Raw genomic sequence first — 16,935 nt, forward strand, 5'->3', positions numbered from 1 at the left:
CCTACTACCTTAAATAAGTGGCTATGTTTCGCAGAATACGCTCTTGTGCGCTTTCCTCAGATTCTGCAAAACGGAAATTCGTTCCAGTAATCATTTCATACAATTGAATATAGCGAGAGGCCAATTGAACGATGAGTTCCTGGGGTGCAGCAGGTAGTACTTCATCTTTGTACGGATCACAGTTTTTGGCAAACCATAAACGTAAAAATTCTTTATCAATATTTTCTGGTTCCAGGTTCGCTGCAATTCTGGATTCATAGCTGTCTGCCAGCCAGTAACGACTGGAATCCGGCGTATGAATTTCATCAACAACCATGATATTTCCTTTGCTATCACGGCCAAATTCATACTTGGTATCCACTAAAATCAATCCATGCTTTTTAGCGATTTCTACACCTGCTTCATATAGTTTGAGTGCCAAAGCACTTGCCTCTAACCAGTCTTCTTCAGTCATCCACTGTTCGGCAATGATTTCACTCGGAGAAATGGGGCGATCATGAATTTTTTCTTTGGTTGTGGGGGTTAATACGGCTTGAGAGAGCTTTTGGTTTTTCTTAAGACCTTCGGGAAAGGTCACCCCACAATATTCGCGCACTCCCTGATTGTACTGGGTCCATAAAGAAGTACTTGTCGTACCAGTGATATACCCTCTAACCACAAACTCAATGGGAAACACAGTGCATTTTTTGGCAATGATAACATTGGGATCAGGCACGGCAATGATGTGATTGGGTACAATGTTTGCTGTCTGTTCAAACCACCACGCACTGGTTAAATTTAACACCTGCCCTTTGTAAGGTATAAGCGCAAGCTCTCTATCAAATGCAGTTAATCTGTCCGTGGTAACTAGCATGACGTGCTCACCCAGATCGTAAAAATCTCTGACCTTGCCCTGAGTTCTTTGGTTGATAGGTAAGTTCGTTTGTGCGAGACAAAATGGGATGGCTGCTTCGATTTCCCGATGATATTTAGCTGTAGTGATAGCATGCGTGTGCATATTGATTCCTCAAGATGTTCGTTGACAGAATATCGTTCATTAGTTTGTGGATATCTTCTTTGTCACTTTTAAATTGCCATAAAATCCCGGCAGTAATTTTTTGAATTTGTGACAGAGAGTAATGAGTTTTAAGTGTTTGTAACGCTTGTTGTCCAGGCAAATCGTCTTTGGCACGAACCAGATAAGTCAATCCGTGGTCTAATCCAAGCTCAGATACTAAAATTTCCCGTTCTTTCCTTTCACAATACAACACCCCACTTTTTTTGGCCTCTTGTACAGTCTCTGCCGAATCACAGCTAATCTCCCAATGCTTAAACCGGCTTACAGTGACCGGGAAGCCCAGTTTTCTTAATGTTTTTTCAACGGTTAGAGCGTGATTATCGGTGATAATGAGTTTGACCACGCACTCATGGATATTGCTGTCTTTTTGAGTAATTATTCGCTTACTCCCGACTTCCCACGGCTTGACCGCGGGCTCCATGGATCTGGCAAGCTCGCTGGATCCCGCGGTCAAGCCGCGGGAAGTCGGCGATATATATAGGGACGAGACCGGTTTATGCGATGGTATAGAGACCTGCGTGGACTGAATATTGATATTCTTTTTTTCAACAATATAATCACGCATGGAAGCAAAGATAGGATCACCGCTCATCGTTCGCTCTGGGTGCGGCATCATGGAAAGCACATTACCAGCCTTATTGATGATGGCAGCGATATTACCCATAGACCCATTAGGATTAATAGGAAAGTTCTCGACAATTTCTCCTTGCGAATCGCAGTATTGAAAAAGATTCAAATCTTGCTCTGTAATCATTTTGAATAAGGCCTCCGGCATGACAAAACGGCCTTCTCCATGAGCCACAGGTAGATTGATGATATCCTGAGGAGTTAAATGGCGAGTGAACGCATTAGGTTGACCATGGTTGTTTAAGCGCATGTTGACCCAAGCATTATAGAAACCTTTACCTAGGATTTTTCCCTCTGATACGCGTTTATTTTCTGCAAGGGCAATGGTCATGTCTGCCTGATTGAGGCCAGGTACCATTCCTGATTCCACAAGAATTTGTGCCCCATTACAAATGCCCAAAACGGGTTTGCCGGTAGCACTTTGCGCCTTGATTTCCTTTATCACGGGGTCGAGAGCGGCAATGATCCCTGCACGCGAACGATCCTCATATGAAAAGCCACCGACTAGAATGTAGCCATCAAGCGTATGAAGTTTTTGTAAATCTTCATTCCACAAAAATTCAATTGGTTCCATTCCCGCGCGCTTTACCGCGAGTGCTGTCTCACGCTCACAATTGGATCCGGGAAATTGGATTAAACCAATTCTTATCATAGTAACTTCACCTCTCTGGTACCGCTTACCACTCGGCCAATTTCATAAAGCGGGAAGGCTTCGAAGTCACGTAATACCTCACGAATAGCAGAAAATTCCTCTGGTGAGAAACACAAAACCAAGCCTGCTCCCATATTAAACGTGCGGTACATCTGGTGATCATCTAAGTTGCCAAGTTTGCGTAGCAAATTAAAAATCGGACGTTCGGGGATTTGTCTTTTTTGAATTTCTATGGCGCATCCGGCTGGTAAAATTCGTGGTAAATTCTCCAGAAGACCGCCGCCGGTAATATGTGCCATACCTTTAATGGCGATGTTCTTATCCAATAATTCTAAAATAGGACGAGTGTAGTTAATGTGGGGTAATAAAAGCTCTTCACCGATGGTGTGAGAAAAATCCTGAAATCGTGAGCCCACGTCAAAGCCTGCAACATCAAAGAGTAATTTTCTGGCAAGGGAGTAGCCATTGGTATGTAAACCACTTGATGGAAAAGCAGCAACAATATCTCCAGATGTAATATCATGACCCAGGATAGCTTTATCCTTTTCAACAACACCGGTGATGACCCCAACCAAATCATGCTCTCCAGAAAGATAAGTGCCTGGCATCTCTGCTGTTTCACCACCAATGAGCGATATACCATTTTCCCGGCAGCCGACAGCAATCCCTTTTACAATTTGTTCCACAATTTCAGGTCTTAATTTATCGTTGGCGATGTAATCAAGTAGTGTGAGGGGTTTGGCACCCATGACAACGATATCGTTCGTTGTCGCACTGACCAGATCAATACCAATGGTGTCAAACTTCTGCATCATTTTGGCTACCATTATTTTAGTACCCACGCCATCAATACTTTGCACTAATACTGGATGCTGATAAGTCTGCATAAGCGGCTTAAGATCATACATTGCACCGAAACTGCCAATCGGTGTAAGAACATGGGGAGAAAAGGTGCTTTCTACTGATTTTTTGATGCGGTTCACAGCCTCCATACCGGCATCAACATCCACGCCTGCCGCCTTATAATCAATGCTTGACATTTTATACTAGTCTCCCACGTAAACCATTTTCCCATGCGGCACGGGCCATACTGATAGGTAAATTAATTAGCCCATTCATTACAAGCACAGGATCTGCTGTTGTTTCTCCAATAGGAATAAAAGAAACAGAATGTGCTCTCAGGATCTCTTTTGCCTGTTTTAAATTTTCAGGAGAAATTTCAAGAACAAAGCCCCCAGTTTCAGAAAATAATTTTTTATCTTCTGCTAACTTCCCGGGTATAAAAACATTCACACCAATGTTGTTTTTGAAGCTCATCTCAGCCAGGGTTACCGCGATGCCGCCTTCTGAGATATCGTGCGCAGAGAGAACCACACCTTCCTGGATGGCGCTGAATACGCCCGCGATCTCATCAGAAAATGAAGTTAAATCCGGTCTGGGTAAGCGATTGCCCAGGTGACCATGGAGTTGATAGTAAATGCTCCCTCCACATTCATCTTTGCGCTCACCAATCAATAACAGAACTGAATGCGCTTTTTTAAAATCGTACGTTATAGCTTTGGTGACATCGGTCATCGCACCAAGACAGCTGATGATAGGACTTGGTGGAATAGCGCCTTGTATTGATTCATTATAAAATGAAACATTGCCGGAAATGATAGGTAAACTCACCTTACGATCGTTTATCATGCGCACTGCTGCGCAGGCATCAACAATTCCTGATACAGCTTCGACAAACTCGGCCATTTGCTCAGGATTTTCAGGGTTACCAAAACAGAGGCAATCCGATAAAGACAAGGGCCAGGCTCCAGCAGCCACGACATTGCGCACTGCTTCAATAACTGCATTAACAGCTCCCCAGTAAGGGTCAATTTTGCAGTAACGAGGGTTCTGATCCAGAGAGAGCGCGATTCCTGTTTCACGAATTTCTAAGGGATATTTCTCTTCATTAAACGGTGCCATAACGCCAGCATCAGCCCACCCCGGTTCGATGACACTTCGTCCTTGGACTTGTTTATCATAGCTCTCATAGATGGGGGAACGGCAGGCAATATTCTCGTGGGCTAAAAGCCTAAGCAGAATATTATTTAGGTCATTCGTATAAAAGGGTGGTGGTTCTTCATGGGGCTGTTTTTTTGCATGATATGGCCGTTCATAAAGGATACCCCGTGTAATGTCCTGGGCTTTTGCTGAAACAATTTCTTCACCATGGTATCTAACCACATACATACCATCATCTCTTAATTTACCAATCACCGTGGCACGTGCGCCTTCACAGATGTCTGGCAATGCAAAGCGTTCGTTATAATGGGCTAGCAAGCAATCAACGAGGTCATCAGGGACTATCCACATGAAACGTTCTTGCGTTTCAGAGCATAGAATAACCGCAGGAGGTAAATTGTTCATGCTGGTAGGTACAAGCTCGAGATCAAGTTCGGCACCATATCCTCCCGCCTCGGCCAATTCTACACTTGCACAGGCAATGCCACCGGCGCCCAGATCTTTGAAGCCAACGCGACTAATGAGATTCTTTTTGCGAAGCAATTCAAAGAAAGCGTAGTTAGCTTTCAGTAAATGGCGCTGTAAGAATGCATTGGGTTCTTGGACTGCACCTTTATTTTGTTCTTGTTGTTCTTCACTTAAGGTGGCAGAGGCAAAAGCAGCGCCACCAAAGCCACTATTATCTGTGGGCTTACCTATCAAGACAAATTTATAGTCAATCGCATGAGGAGGGGCATAGGAATGAATGATCTCATCTTCCCTGATCACACCTAAAGTAACTAGCGTGACGAGGCAATTCTCATTGTAAGCTTCATCATAATATGTATCCCCGGCGATATTAGGAACACCAAGGGGATTTGCATAGCCTGCAATACCTTGAACGACTCCATCTTGAATCCATTTTGTTTTATTGCGGTTAATATCACCAAATCGTAGGGAATCGGCTACAGCAATGACTTCCGCACCCATACAGCAGACGTCACGTACATTGCCGCCAACACCTGTTGCAGCACCTTCATAAGGAACTAACTGTGAGGGATGGTTATGGGATTCATGACTAACAACAATACCGTAGCGTCTGTTTTCATGATCACGTGCCACGGCAACAATGCCTGCATCTTCTTTGGGGCCAAGGATGACGTGAGGGGCTTGGGTGTTGAAGCGCTGTAAATGTTTGCGACTACTTTTGTAAGAACAATGTTCCGATCCTTGGATGGACCATAATACACATTCTGCATATGTTGGAGGGCGTTTTAACAATTGATTTTGGATGGTCAGTGCTTCATTAACAGTTAAGCGAAGATGATATTGCTGGAGCAGGCGGCCGATCTCTTCTGGCGAGAGTCCAGAGAAATCGAAGGACTTAGGCGTTTCTTGCATATGGATAAACCATCAAGCTAAAACGAAAGGCATAAGATACCGATCTTTTGTGGAAAAAGCAAATTTATCTAAGGAAGGCACAGGCAGGGCCTACGCATGAAAACATGGAAGTTGACCTAACCGTGAACGCTTGCGTTACCGAACTAGCTATGATTTACCAATGAAAATGATGTTTTCTGTCGCAGAACGCCTTGCCATGGGATAGAATCGAATTTTTTCATGCACAGAAAACTCCCCAGCTCCTTCTGCTATTCAATAGTACTGATGAACCTGCTCGTTGCAACTGGTCAATCCACTAAGCTAAAGTGAGGGAAAATGCCTCCCCTGTGGGAGAGGTCGACGCGCATAGCGCGGCGGGTGAGAGGCAAACAAGACATTCAGGTCGTTTGTACTTCCCCAGATATAGTAGAGGCCTGAGACATTTCTGACGGTAATGCGACTTTACGCTTAGAAATGATTAAATAAGCAAAAGGTACAATATATAACGAGAACAATGTACCCACTAACATACCGCCAATAATAACTAAGCCTAGCTGTTGACGACCCTCGCTTCCCGCCCCCACGGCGATAGCTAGCGGAAGTGCACCAAGAATCATCGCCAAGGTGGTCATCAATATCGGACGAAGGCGAATATGAGCTGCTTTAAGAACAGCATTGAGTTTGCTTTGCCCGAGTTTAAGTTGCTGGTTTGCGAATTCAGTGATCATAATGCCATGTTTAGTCACTAACCCAATGAGGGTTATCATGGCAATATTGCTATAGATAGATAAACTTTCATTAAAAATATAGAGACTTAAGACGGCTCCGACTAAACTTAAAGGCACACTAAGGAGCACGATGAAGGGATCAATAAAACTTTCAAATTGCGCCGCCAACACTAAGTAAATAAATAATAAAGCAAGGTAAAAAGCATAGAGGCTACTCCCAGCAGATTCGATATAGTCTTTTGCTACCCCTGTAAACCGATATTGGATATCATCCGGGAGCTTTTCGTGTAACAAATGTTTTACATCCCTGATCACTTCATCAAAATGAGCGTTAGGTCCAAGTTCAGCAGTGATATTGGCGCTGCGCATGCGGTTTAAATGCGGCAAACTATCTGGCCCTATCGTATTATGCACTCGGATTAAACTTGACAAAGGAATCATTCTACCGCGTCCACTTTGCACATAAAGTTTATTCAATACGGCAACATCGCGACGCTCTGCCTGTTGTACTTGTAGAATTATTTTATACGCTTGGCCTTCATAGGTGAAATTAGCAGGATTACTACCCCCAAGCATTGTGGATAATAACTCTGCAACATCAGCCAGATTCACTTGCAGATCGGCTGCCAATTGGCGATCAATTTCTATTTCAATTTGTTCACTGTCTAGGGTTAATGTACTTTTTAGATGTCTAAGTCCCGGGTAATCGTCCAAAATTTTGATAATTTCGCTACTCATTTCATTAAGCCTTAAATAAGATGTATTACCTAAAAGAGCTAAGCTGAATTGACTATTACCTACACGTTGACCCAAAGGATTGGGACTTACAGGAAAAACATTTACACCCGTGATTCGTTGCATTTTTTCACTGAGTTCGTTACTGATGTCCTTCTGTTTACGTTGCCGATCTTCCCAGGGCTTAAGTCGCAACACGGTAAAGGCAGAAGCTGGCTTTACAGAAGCCAGATAGATTCCTTTTTCAGGAATAGCTTCATAGATCGACTCAAGCTCACGCGTGTATTGATCAGTATAATGAAGACTTGAATTCGTCGGTGCTGAGAGAGCACCGATGATATAACCTTGATCTTCAACGGGAGCTAATTCGGCGCCTAACTGTTGATAGCTAAAAACGCCAAGCAAACAAGTACTTAATAACACCACAGCCAGCTTAACAGGGTGTGTAAGCACATGTTTTAAACTATAAAAATAATAGCCTCCCAGTTTCTCAAATTGCTTGTTCAACCATGCACTATAGCGACCATTCCCGTCTCTTAGTAGTGAAGAGCACATCATTGGTGATAATGTTAATGCAATAAGACCAGAGATGAGAACGCAGATGGCGAGAGTGATCCCAAATTGGAGGAATAGTTTACCAGTAAAACCGGAAACAAAACCCATAGGCGCATAAACTGCTGCTAAGGTAATGGTCATGGCTAGGACAACAAAAACAATTTCTTTGCTCCCTCTAACTGCCGCTTCTTTTGCATTTAGACCACTTTGCATATGTCGGTGGCAATTTTCCAAAACAACAATGGCATCATCAACAACTAAACCGATTGCCAGAACCATGGCCAACAATGTAATCGTATTAAGCTCGAAACCTAATAAATACATAGGCCAAAATGCACTAATGAGACAAATAGGGATGGTAATAATAGGGATGATGGCAGCACGTAAATTGCCTAAAAATAAAAAAACAACAATAGCGACAAACAGCACCGCTTCAAGAAAACTCTTATAAACTTCATGAATCGATTGTTTAATAAAGAGCGTTGAATCAAAAACCACCTGGATATCGAAATGTGGAGGTAACGTTGGCTGCAAACTAGCTATGGTTTTTTTTACTTCCTTAGCAACGTCCACTGGATTTGCTGTTGATTGTGCTAGGATGGCAAGCCCAACAGCGGGTTTGCCATTGATACGCAGTAAATTATCTTCATTTTCACTACCCACAGTTACCGCAGCAATTTCACCTAAATGAACTGGTTGATTACTATGTTGGGCAATAACCAGATCAGCAAAGCGTTTGGCATCCCGTAAACGCGCATGTGTCACCACGGTATAAGAACGATTGCTACTTTTAATTTGACCGCTAGGTACATCAATATTTTGTTGCGTAAGGGCGCGCTTTACCTGCGCTACAGTGACCTGATAGGCAGCCATTTTGATAGGATCCAGGGCTATTTTAACTGCGTAGTTACGAGCACCATGGTCAACGACTTCTCCAACCCCCTTTATTTCTTGTAAAACAGGTTTGATGAAGCGATCGACGTAATCTGTGATCTGAAGGGGAGTTTTGCTGTCATCGTGAAACCCTAGCATAACGACAGGGTTGCTATCGGCATCATTTTTGCTGACCGTGGGTGGACGACTATCCTGAGGTAATTTTGCCTGAATGGTTGATAATTTATTACGGATATCACTAATGGTGTCATTAATATCGACACCGAGCTGAAAATCAATATTGATGCGACTCTTGCCCAATGTGCTAGTGGAGCGTATGCTGTCAATACCTGAAATTCCAGATAATGCATTCTCTATGGGAATGGTTATTTCTTTCTCTACAAGTTCGGGGCTTGCGCCTTGATAATCTGTGGCAATGTGGACAATCGGTTTGTCGATATTGGGTAGAAGTCTTACCCCGAGCTTTTTGTAATGTAGGAACCCTGAAATGACCAAAAGCAGGGATAAAACGATGGTAAAAACGGGACGCTTGATACAGTGTTCTGAAAAAATCACAATACTTTCCTATCCATGGTGAATATCGATAACGCGACTGCCTTCCCTAAGCTTGTGTTGTCCACGTACGATGACAATATCGTCAGCTTTTAAGCCGCTACGAATTTCTGTCATTGCATCGTGATGAGCACCGATTTTTACTCGCACAGCCACTGCCTTATCGTTACGTAAGACAAAGATTTTTTGACCGTTAATCGTTGGAATTAAACTTTCCTCGGGAACGAGAAGTCGCTTTGTTTTCTCACCAAACTCATGGGTGACACGTACAAATAAACCTGCAGACAAAAGATGTTCTGAGTTATCAATTAAGGCTTCCACAGCAATGGTTCTTGTTTCTTTATCTACAGCGGGGTCAATATAATTAACTATTCCCTTGTATATTTTGTTTGGAAAAGCATCAGAAATGACTGCAACTTGTTGTCCTTCTTGAAGACGAGGCAGGTAACGTTCTGGCAGAGTATATTCAACGCGTAATTTTTGATTAGCAACAAGGCGCACAAGCGGTTGGCCAACCTTCACATACTGACCAATGCTAACTTGCCGCGAACCTAAGGTTCCAGAGAAAGGGGCACGCAAGCTTAATTTTTCAAGTTGTGCTTCTTTGACTTTAACCGTGTTTTGTTTCTCACGTAAATTGGCTAAAGCCTGATCCAGAGCTTGTTCAGATGCAATTTTGCGTTTGGCCAATTCATTCGTGCGATTATAGCTTGTTTCACTTAATGCTAAATTTGCCTTGGCACTTGCCAATTCGCTTTTTAAAACCGTATCATCGAGCTGAATGAGCAAGGTTCCTTTTTTAACATTGGCGCCAGGTTTAAAATAAATAGCAGCGATTTGACCAGCAATTTCTGAACTAATATCGATATTATCTGTACTTGCAAGACTTCCTATTGTTTCAAATTGGTCAGCAAGAATTCTTTGAGTCACTGGTGCAGTTTCTACCGTGATAGCCCTAGGCTCCGTGGTTCTGCTTGACGTTTTTTTAGCTGGGAAAAAGAAGAAAAGGCCCAGAAAAAGGCTAACCAAGAGTGAAAGCAATACTATAGAACGATATTTCATGCAGTTAGCATCCTAAGGGCATTAAATTTCGATTATAGGGTAGTTTGCAGGTTGATTCAAAAAATGCTACTACTTCTTATCCTCTTCTAGCCATTGTGAGAGAACTTCGATAATTTTGCGAGCTTGCTCTTCACTGGAGATATTGAATTTTGATTTCATCCAATATTGATTATTGCGCTTCTGGTAACGTCTTATGGAATACTTTACGGGACCGTAATCCTTGGTGCTATTATCCCAATCTTGATAGCGAAACATGATGGTAGTCCAGGCACCTTTCGACAAGACATATTTTCCTAGCTCTTTTGTAATTTCTGTTCCATTGTCATGAAAAGTAATCGTTAGATCATCAATTGTTTCAGCCATAAACCTTATCCAAGACCATGATTAATCGATGGATTGTAATTTGCCATTAACAAATGTCAAGCTAAATGGTGTCTGAAATTGATCGACTTGATAAGTCCATATTTCTGGTTTTTGATTACTCTGAACAGGTTGATTTATAAACGTGTTGTTGACAACTGAAGGGTTACCACAAGCACCGTAAACTTTTCCTACTGGGTCGCCCACTTGTATCATACTACCCCCACAGAGAGAAAAGGCATTCGAGCTTGCACCATTTATACGCACGGCACTTACTTTATTATCAACAATATCCACTTCCAGTTGAGCACCACTATTCGTACCTACTGGTAAAGACCAAACACCATAAAATGCAGATTGCGAGCCTTGATTGTTATACATTAATTGCAGGACAGGTACTTTTTGCATGAAAGGTGTATTCGATTTCTGTTTATTCAGAGGTTGACCACAAGCGGAAAGGACTTGAGCCGGTGTCATACCGACATTGATGTAACCGTGTCCTTGTGGGCAATACATGGATTGAACAGCAAATGCCTCCAGGGAAAAACCAAGAGAAGCAATAGCAAAAGGAGTTACTAAGCGGTTCAGCATGATACGGTCCGGTAGTTAGTATGCTTCAATTATAGCTTCCCTGATCTATTTTTGCTGGATTTATTAAAGGGCAGTTTGCCCAACAGCCCTACATGCTAAAAGGAAGCGATGCCTCCATAAATAAAGCGATCACTTTGAGTAGAATCAGGATAACAAAGGGCGAGAAATCAAAGCCTGAGATATCTGGAATGATGCGATGCCCTAATTCTAATAGTGGATCAGTAATTAGCTTCATAATATCGAGGACTGGATGTTCCCAGGTGGGATTAATCCAACTCATAATCACTCGAATCAAGATGATGTAAAAGAGAAGATTACACACCTGAATAATTAAATCAGCCAAAACAAACACAAGTAGATAGGTTATAGGTAATAGAACACCATGAAACAGCAAGCCAATGATAAGAAATTTCAACAGCTCCACAGCGATGATAAGGCCAAAGGTTACCCAATCGTAGCGTTTAATGGTTGTTTTTCCAGAATAAACCCAACGCTCAATAGGGTGAACAATGGGATCGGAGAGGTTATAAATGAGGCTCCCGACAGGGTGCAATGAGCTAACCCCGAAATAACGCAAGGCCATTCTTATCCATAAGACAAATATAAGCAAATTAAAAAACAAGCTAATTAAGAAATAAGCGACAGCGACTAAACCTGACATAGTTCCTCTCAATGATAAGTAACGTGAGTTCGACATGAAAGGCATAAATGCCTTTTATGTCGCTAAACGAACGTTATCCCTTAAAATGCGTAGCATTTATACGGGATCCAGCTCTTCTAAGTAATATTTAAATGATTGTATTATAGGTTGGATATCCCATAAAAATGAAAATATTCTTTATTTAAATTCAAATTTTTATTACTTAACTTTTTACCATATCGAATTACCGTGGCTTGACCGCGGTATCCATAGTTCATTGAAGATCGTTGGATACCGTGGTCAAGCCACGGTAATTCGGGTTTTTAATTTGTCAAATTAAAAACTTGAGGATCGAGTTTATCGCTTACAAAAATTTGCTACATTCTACAAATTTAATTGCTTGGCACGCTCATAAGCAGCTTTCATTGCCGCAATGACTGCTTGTCTGAAACCCTTTTCTTCAAGCGTGGTAAGCGCTGCCGCTGTTGTCCCAGATGGAGAGGTGACTTTGGCTCTTAGTTCACTGATATCCAAATGACTACTCAATGCCAAGCTTAAAGCGCCAGCGATTGTCTGTAAGCTAAATTTTTTTGCGATTTCCTGGCTTAAACCGAGCTTCTCGGCACCCTCGATCATCGCTTCCATAAAAAGAAAGACATAGGCTGGGCCACTCCCGGATAAGGCAGTAAAAGCGTCTATCTCAGCTTCCACATTGGCCCAGCAAACGATGCCCGCATTCTGAAATAAAGATTCCGCCAATTGTCGCTGGGCTTGAGTCACCTTGCTATTGGCAATCAGGGGAGTAGCTCCTTTACCTACGGCGATAGGGGTGTTGGGCATACTGCGGATAATGGCTTGATCTTTGCGACAGTACTTTTCCAGGGACGCTAAGCTTACTCCTGCAGCTACCGAGATGAGTAAGCATTGTGGTGGAATAGCACGCGCAATCTGAGACAAAGCATCATTGATCTTAGACGGTTTAACAGCAAGAATAATAACATCAGCGCCTTCGATAATTTTGAAATTATCAGAGTCTGTAACAATCCCTTCCGCATTAATACCTTTAGATAAAGAAGGCGAGGCCGCAAAAAGCTGGTATTCTTTCTTATGAATTAAGCTGCGGGCAATGGCTTGAGCCATGTTGCCAAAGCCTATAAAACTAATTTTCATTCAATTCTCCGCTCGCCAAACAATGCGCGTCCGATGCGAACAATCGTACTACCAGCTCGGATTGCGGCTGCAAGATCATTACTCATCCCCATGGAAAGCGTGTCCATTATCAGATTGTGTTGGCCGTTTAAGGTCAGGAGCAAATTTTGCAATCGCACGAAACTTTCATATTGCTTTTGTTCATCTTTATGTGGAAACGGAATTGCCATTAAACCACGTAGTTTTAGTTTGGGTAGCGTATTAACGATTGTTACGAGTTCTCCGACCTGTTCACAAGAAATTCCTGCTTTGGTTACTTCTTTATCTAAATTGACTTGTATGCAAACATTGAGAGGCGGTAAATGTTCAGGTCGATGTTTGTTGAGTAAATGAGCAATTTCGCTGCGACTTAAACTATGGACCCAACTGAAATGTTGTGCAATTCCCTTCGCTTTATTACTTTGAATCGGTCCAATAAAATGCCAACAGATAGACAAGTCTTGTAAGGCTTGCATCTTTGCCAATGCCTCTTGGTAATGATTTTCACCAAAATCCCTCAAGCCTGCGTTGTACGCTTCTTGAATAGCTGCAACGGAATGCCCTTTGCTAACGGCCAGCAGATGTATTTCCTGCGGGGGCCGTTGGTAGTATTTCGCTGTTGCAGCGATAAAGTCTTGCAGTTCTTTAACCCGTTGGGTAATGGTGGTCATAAAATTAGCAATTAAAAATTAATGCTGTCATTCTGAGCGTAGCAAAGAATCCCTGAGTTTTGGGAGATCCTGCGTCGCATCCTCACTGCCATTAAGTTAAGGATTTTTTTGCTCGAATTACCGCGGCTTGACCGCGGTATCCATGTCCAGACTGACATAATGGACCCCGCGGTCAATGCCGCGGGGATTCGAAATCGCTTAACTTAATGGCAGTACGTTGCATCCTGAGGCTCTCGAAGGGCTCGGGAAGACTTCAAGCACTTTTCTGGATGTCAATCAATTGTGCTATTCCGGCTTCTGCTAACGATAACATGCTATTAAGTTGCTCGCGAGTAAAGCTTTTGTCCTCGGCAGTTCCTTGTACTTCGATAAAATGACCTTCTTCATTCATTACGATATTCATATCTGTTTCGGCCAGCACATCCTCAGCATAATCTAAATCCAATACCGGTTGACCACGATAGATCCCAACAGAAACCGCAGCGACATAATTAAAGGTCGGCATCTTTCTTAATTTTTCACGCGTAACCATCCAGGCTACGGCATCTTTCAAGGCAACGCAGGCTCCTGTGATGGCAGCGGTGCGGGTACCGCCATCTGCTTGAATGACATCACAATCGAGAGTGATAGTGTTTTCACCGAGTAGTTTTAAGTCAACGCAAGTCCTGAGAGAGCGGCCTATTAAACGTTGGATTTCGAGTGTCCTGCCCCCTTGTTTTCCTCTGCTTGCTTCACGTTCAGTGCGGCTATGAGTTGCCCGTGGTAACATACCATATTCTGAAGTAATCCAGCCTTGGTTTTTACCTTTAAGAAACTTCGGGACACCATCAATCACCGATGCATTACATAACACACGTGTTTGGCCAAATTCGATCAAGACGGAGCCTTCTGCATGTTGCGTGTAGTTGCGAGTGATTTTGATTGGACGCAATTGATTGGGTTCACGATTACTGGGTCGCATGGTTAGTCCTCGGTAAAAGTAAATAAGTATAAACTTTTCATTGCGACTATGCACCTGATAAAGAGAAGTCCCAGTTGCAAACACCCAGGCTTGTATCTTTAAAAAGTGGGCAGAAAAGCTTAATCTCAAGGGCACTTGGGATGGGAGAAGAGATCTTGTAACCAGGCAAGGCATAAAGCCTGAGGTGTAGATTAGGACCTTCTCCCCGCTTATCAATCGACCGAACAGTATCTTAGGCCGCTCCATCAAAGTAAGCCTGTATTCGCAAGCTTGGTCAATGATAAATATAACCTCAAGTATTTTTTACAGCCATTGGAGATTAGCATGAGTGCATATGAATTTGTAGGTGTTGATATTGCTAAGGATAAATTTGATAGTGCCCTGGAAATCAATAATCGCTGCAAGCATGCTGTTTTTTCTAATAACGAACAGGGATACAAAGCTTTCCTCAAATGGCTTGAGCAATACACGATATCTCCTTGGGTCTGTATGGAAGCGACTGGCCATTACAGTGAGGGACTGGCTGATTTCTTAGCTGAGAAAGGAATTCGTGTCAGTGTGGTTAATCCCTTTCAAATCAAGAGCTTTGCTAAAGCCTCCTTGGCACGCAATAAAAATGATAGGATTGATGCCAAAATCATTGCACAATTTGGTCAACGTATGGAACCACGCATTTATCAATCTAACTCTGCTGAGCAAAAAGAAATAAGAGAGTTAACCAAAGTCTTGGATATGCTGAAAGCTCAGGTTATTCAGTTAACCAATCAACTGCATAGCATTAGAGGTCATGCGGCACAGAAAAGCTTAAAGAAAATGATTGAGAAGCTTGAGCAAGAAATAAAGCGTATTCAACAACAAATTGATGAACTCATTAACAATAATCAGCAGCTTAAAGAAAAATTCGAATTGTTACTTTCCATTAAGGGAATAGGCAAACTCACCGCCTATCATGTGCTGGCTCGAATACCTGACATCCAGTGCTTTCAAACAGCTAAACAATTCGCTGCTTATATGGGCATTACGCCAAAACAACAGCAATCCGGATCTCTTATTGGCAAAACGACCATCTCAAGACTTGGAGATAGTCGATTAAGAAAAGCTCTTTATATGGCTGCTTTAGTTGCCAAACGTTACAACAAGTCTCTTCTGCCTTTTATCAATAAACTGCAAACTAAAGGCAAAACACCGAAAATAATCATTTGTGCCGTGATGCGTAAATTAGCTCACATCATTTTCGGTGTCTTAAAGAATAAACAACCTTTTAATGAAAATGTTGCTTGCTTTTAAAGACAGTATCTACCTCATATATAGTAGCCTGGTTGCTTGCAACAGGGGTTATTGCCATCCGGACAAATCGAAAAAAGAAGGTTTGCATTTGTACAAATTTAGTATATAGTCGCGCCCACGTTGGATCGAATTGGTTCTGATTATGACTCACAGTATGACTGCTTTTGCCAGAGTAGAGCACCAGCTAGACGTTGGTATTTTCTGCTGGGAAATTAAATCTGTAAATCATCGCTACCTTGATGTCTCCTTTCGTCTTCCTGAGATGTTTCGTTTTTTAGAACCTGCTCTACGATCTTTGATGCGTGGCAAAATTAGTCGTGGTAAATTGGAATGCCAACTTAAATTTCATGACGCAATGAATAGTAATCAATCCATGCTTGTTAATGAGCCGTTGGTAAATGATTTGATTGCGACAGGTAATAAAGTAGCTGCAAGTCACATGATAGCTAACGATTTATCATTGAGCACGATTTTAGCTTGGCCTGGTGTACTTGAGATCACAAAACCTGATATTGACATGTTGGGGCAACAAGCAGAAAAGCTCTTTGAAGAGGCATTGATGCAGTTGCTTACAACAAGGCAAGTTGAAGGCAACGCATTGAATGCTCAGATCACTCTTCGTCTGGAGAAATTGAGCGAAGAGGTTAATAAATGTGCAAAGTATATAACTTCCTATAATGAGCAATTACGCGATAAATTAGTAACTCGTTTGCAGAACCTGCAATTAGAGGTTGATAATGCACGACTTGAGCAAGAGTTGGCTTTATTGATTGCCCGGGCGGATGTTAGTGAAGAGCTGGACAGATTGAACATTCATGTACAGGAAGTGGCTAATACACTTAAAAGTGGTGAGACAGCAGTTGGGCGACGGTTAGATTTTTTGATGCAGGAATTAAATCGAGAAGCAAATACATTGAGTTCAAAATCAGATGCCATTGCATTAACCCAAAGTGCGATCGAAATGAAGGTTCTCATTGAGCAAATGAGAGAGCAAATTCAAAATATAGAGTAAGAG

The 16,935-nt window shown here is 42.3% G+C and carries 14 protein-coding genes; 2 read left to right on the forward strand and 12 right to left on the reverse strand.

Annotation, left to right across the window (positions count from 1 at the left end):
* Nucleotides 1-4: 4 nt before the first annotated feature.
* From CKV79_RS02840 to rph, 12 genes are all read right to left on the reverse strand, one after another.
* Entirely contained in the window at nucleotides 5-997 is a 993-nt protein-coding gene (locus tag CKV79_RS02840; protein ID WP_035914765.1) for a phosphoribosylaminoimidazolesuccinocarboxamide synthase, read from the reverse strand.
* Nucleotides 969-2,336: a phosphoribosylformylglycinamidine synthase I gene (gene purQ / locus CKV79_RS14230; protein WP_035914768.1), complete on the reverse strand. Its 1,368-nt coding sequence runs from the start codon at nucleotides 2,334-2,336 to the stop codon at nucleotides 969-971. Before purQ ends, CKV79_RS02840 begins: the two co-directional genes overlap by 29 nt.
* Nucleotides 2,333-3,376: a phosphoribosylformylglycinamidine cyclo-ligase gene (purM, locus tag CKV79_RS02850; protein ID WP_028372254.1), complete on the reverse strand. Its 1,044-nt coding sequence runs from the start codon at nucleotides 3,374-3,376 to the stop codon at nucleotides 2,333-2,335. The genes purQ and purM overlap by 4 nt, the downstream gene beginning before the upstream one ends.
* Before the next feature lies 1 nt (nucleotide 3,377).
* Nucleotides 3,378-5,717, reverse strand: a complete 2,340-nt coding sequence (gene purL / locus CKV79_RS02855; protein ID WP_028372255.1) for a phosphoribosylformylglycinamidine synthase subunit PurL — start codon at nucleotides 5,715-5,717, stop codon at nucleotides 3,378-3,380.
* 377 nt (nucleotides 5,718-6,094) lie between these two features.
* Entirely contained in the window at nucleotides 6,095-9,163 is a 3,069-nt protein-coding gene (locus CKV79_RS02860) for an efflux RND transporter permease subunit (RefSeq protein WP_028372256.1), read from the reverse strand.
* Nucleotides 9,164-9,172: 9 nt separating this feature from the next.
* Nucleotides 9,173-10,222, reverse strand: a complete 1,050-nt coding sequence (locus CKV79_RS02865; RefSeq protein ID WP_051546042.1) for an efflux RND transporter periplasmic adaptor subunit — start codon at nucleotides 10,220-10,222, stop codon at nucleotides 9,173-9,175.
* Nucleotides 10,223-10,291: 69 nt separating this feature from the next.
* Nucleotides 10,292-10,585 carry a hypothetical protein gene (locus tag CKV79_RS02870; RefSeq protein ID WP_028372257.1) on the reverse strand — a complete coding sequence of 98 codons (294 nt, stop codon included), beginning with the start codon at nucleotides 10,583-10,585 and terminating at the stop codon, nucleotides 10,292-10,294.
* A gap of 21 nt (nucleotides 10,586-10,606) precedes the next feature.
* On the reverse strand, nucleotides 10,607-11,173 hold the full coding sequence (locus CKV79_RS02875; RefSeq protein ID WP_051546043.1) for a DUF2845 domain-containing protein: 567 nt from the start codon (nucleotides 11,171-11,173) through the stop codon (nucleotides 10,607-10,609).
* 88 nt (nucleotides 11,174-11,261) lie between these two features.
* On the reverse strand, nucleotides 11,262-11,834 hold the full coding sequence (locus CKV79_RS02880; RefSeq protein ID WP_028372259.1) for a YggT family protein: 573 nt from the start codon (nucleotides 11,832-11,834) through the stop codon (nucleotides 11,262-11,264).
* Nucleotides 11,835-12,197: 363 nt separating this feature from the next.
* Nucleotides 12,198-12,983 (reverse strand): pyrroline-5-carboxylate reductase, encoded by a 786-nt coding sequence (gene proC / locus CKV79_RS02885; RefSeq protein WP_028372260.1) that lies wholly within the window; start codon nucleotides 12,981-12,983, stop codon nucleotides 12,198-12,200.
* Entirely contained in the window at nucleotides 12,980-13,672 is a 693-nt protein-coding gene (locus tag CKV79_RS02890) for a YggS family pyridoxal phosphate-dependent enzyme (protein ID WP_028372261.1), read from the reverse strand. Before CKV79_RS02890 ends, proC begins: the two co-directional genes overlap by 4 nt.
* 253 nt (nucleotides 13,673-13,925) lie before the next feature.
* Nucleotides 13,926-14,633, reverse strand: a complete 708-nt coding sequence (rph, locus tag CKV79_RS02895) for a ribonuclease PH (protein WP_028372262.1) — start codon at nucleotides 14,631-14,633, stop codon at nucleotides 13,926-13,928.
* Between the two features lie 324 nt (nucleotides 14,634-14,957).
* On the opposite strand from rph, the gene CKV79_RS02900 reads away from it, so the two are divergent.
* Both CKV79_RS02900 and CKV79_RS02905 read left to right on the forward strand, forming a co-directional pair.
* Nucleotides 14,958-15,920, forward strand: a complete 963-nt coding sequence (locus tag CKV79_RS02900) for an IS110 family RNA-guided transposase (protein WP_058387169.1) — start codon at nucleotides 14,958-14,960, stop codon at nucleotides 15,918-15,920.
* A gap of 142 nt (nucleotides 15,921-16,062) precedes the next feature.
* Nucleotides 16,063-16,932 (forward strand): YicC/YloC family endoribonuclease, encoded by an 870-nt coding sequence (locus CKV79_RS02905; RefSeq protein WP_028374241.1) that lies wholly within the window; start codon nucleotides 16,063-16,065, stop codon nucleotides 16,930-16,932.
* Nucleotides 16,933-16,935 lie beyond the last annotated feature (3 nt).

The sequence above is a fragment of the Legionella lansingensis genome, from assembly GCF_900187355.1.
Taxonomy (GTDB): Bacteria; Pseudomonadota; Gammaproteobacteria; order Legionellales; family Legionellaceae; genus Tatlockia; species Tatlockia lansingensis.

Coding starts and splice junctions, on each gene's coding strand:
- CKV79_RS02840 (WP_035914765.1), bottom strand. CDS start 997: ATGCACACGCATGCTATCACTACAGCTAAATATCATCGGGAAATCGAA.
- purQ (WP_035914768.1), bottom strand. CDS start 2,336: ATGATAAGAATTGGTTTAATCCAATTTCCCGGATCCAATTGTGAGCGT.
- purM (WP_028372254.1), bottom strand. CDS start 3,376: ATGTCAAGCATTGATTATAAGGCGGCAGGCGTGGATGTTGATGCCGGT.
- purL (WP_028372255.1), bottom strand. CDS start 5,717: ATGCAAGAAACGCCTAAGTCCTTCGATTTCTCTGGACTCTCGCCAGAA.
- CKV79_RS02865 (WP_051546042.1), bottom strand. CDS start 10,222: ATGAAATATCGTTCTATAGTATTGCTTTCACTCTTGGTTAGCCTTTTT.
- CKV79_RS02870 (WP_028372257.1), bottom strand. CDS start 10,585: ATGGCTGAAACAATTGATGATCTAACGATTACTTTTCATGACAATGGA.
- CKV79_RS02875 (WP_051546043.1), bottom strand. CDS start 11,173: ATGCTGAACCGCTTAGTAACTCCTTTTGCTATTGCTTCTCTTGGTTTT.
- CKV79_RS02880 (WP_028372259.1), bottom strand. CDS start 11,834: ATGTCAGGTTTAGTCGCTGTCGCTTATTTCTTAATTAGCTTGTTTTTT.
- proC (WP_028372260.1), bottom strand. CDS start 12,983: ATGAAAATTAGTTTTATAGGCTTTGGCAACATGGCTCAAGCCATTGCC.
- CKV79_RS02890 (WP_028372261.1), bottom strand. CDS start 13,672: ATGACCACCATTACCCAACGGGTTAAAGAACTGCAAGACTTTATCGCT.
- rph (WP_028372262.1), bottom strand. CDS start 14,633: ATGCGACCCAGTAATCGTGAACCCAATCAATTGCGTCCAATCAAAATC.
- CKV79_RS02900 (WP_058387169.1), top strand. CDS start 14,958: ATGAGTGCATATGAATTTGTAGGTGTTGATATTGCTAAGGATAAATTT.
- CKV79_RS02905 (WP_028374241.1), top strand. CDS start 16,063: ATGACTCACAGTATGACTGCTTTTGCCAGAGTAGAGCACCAGCTAGAC.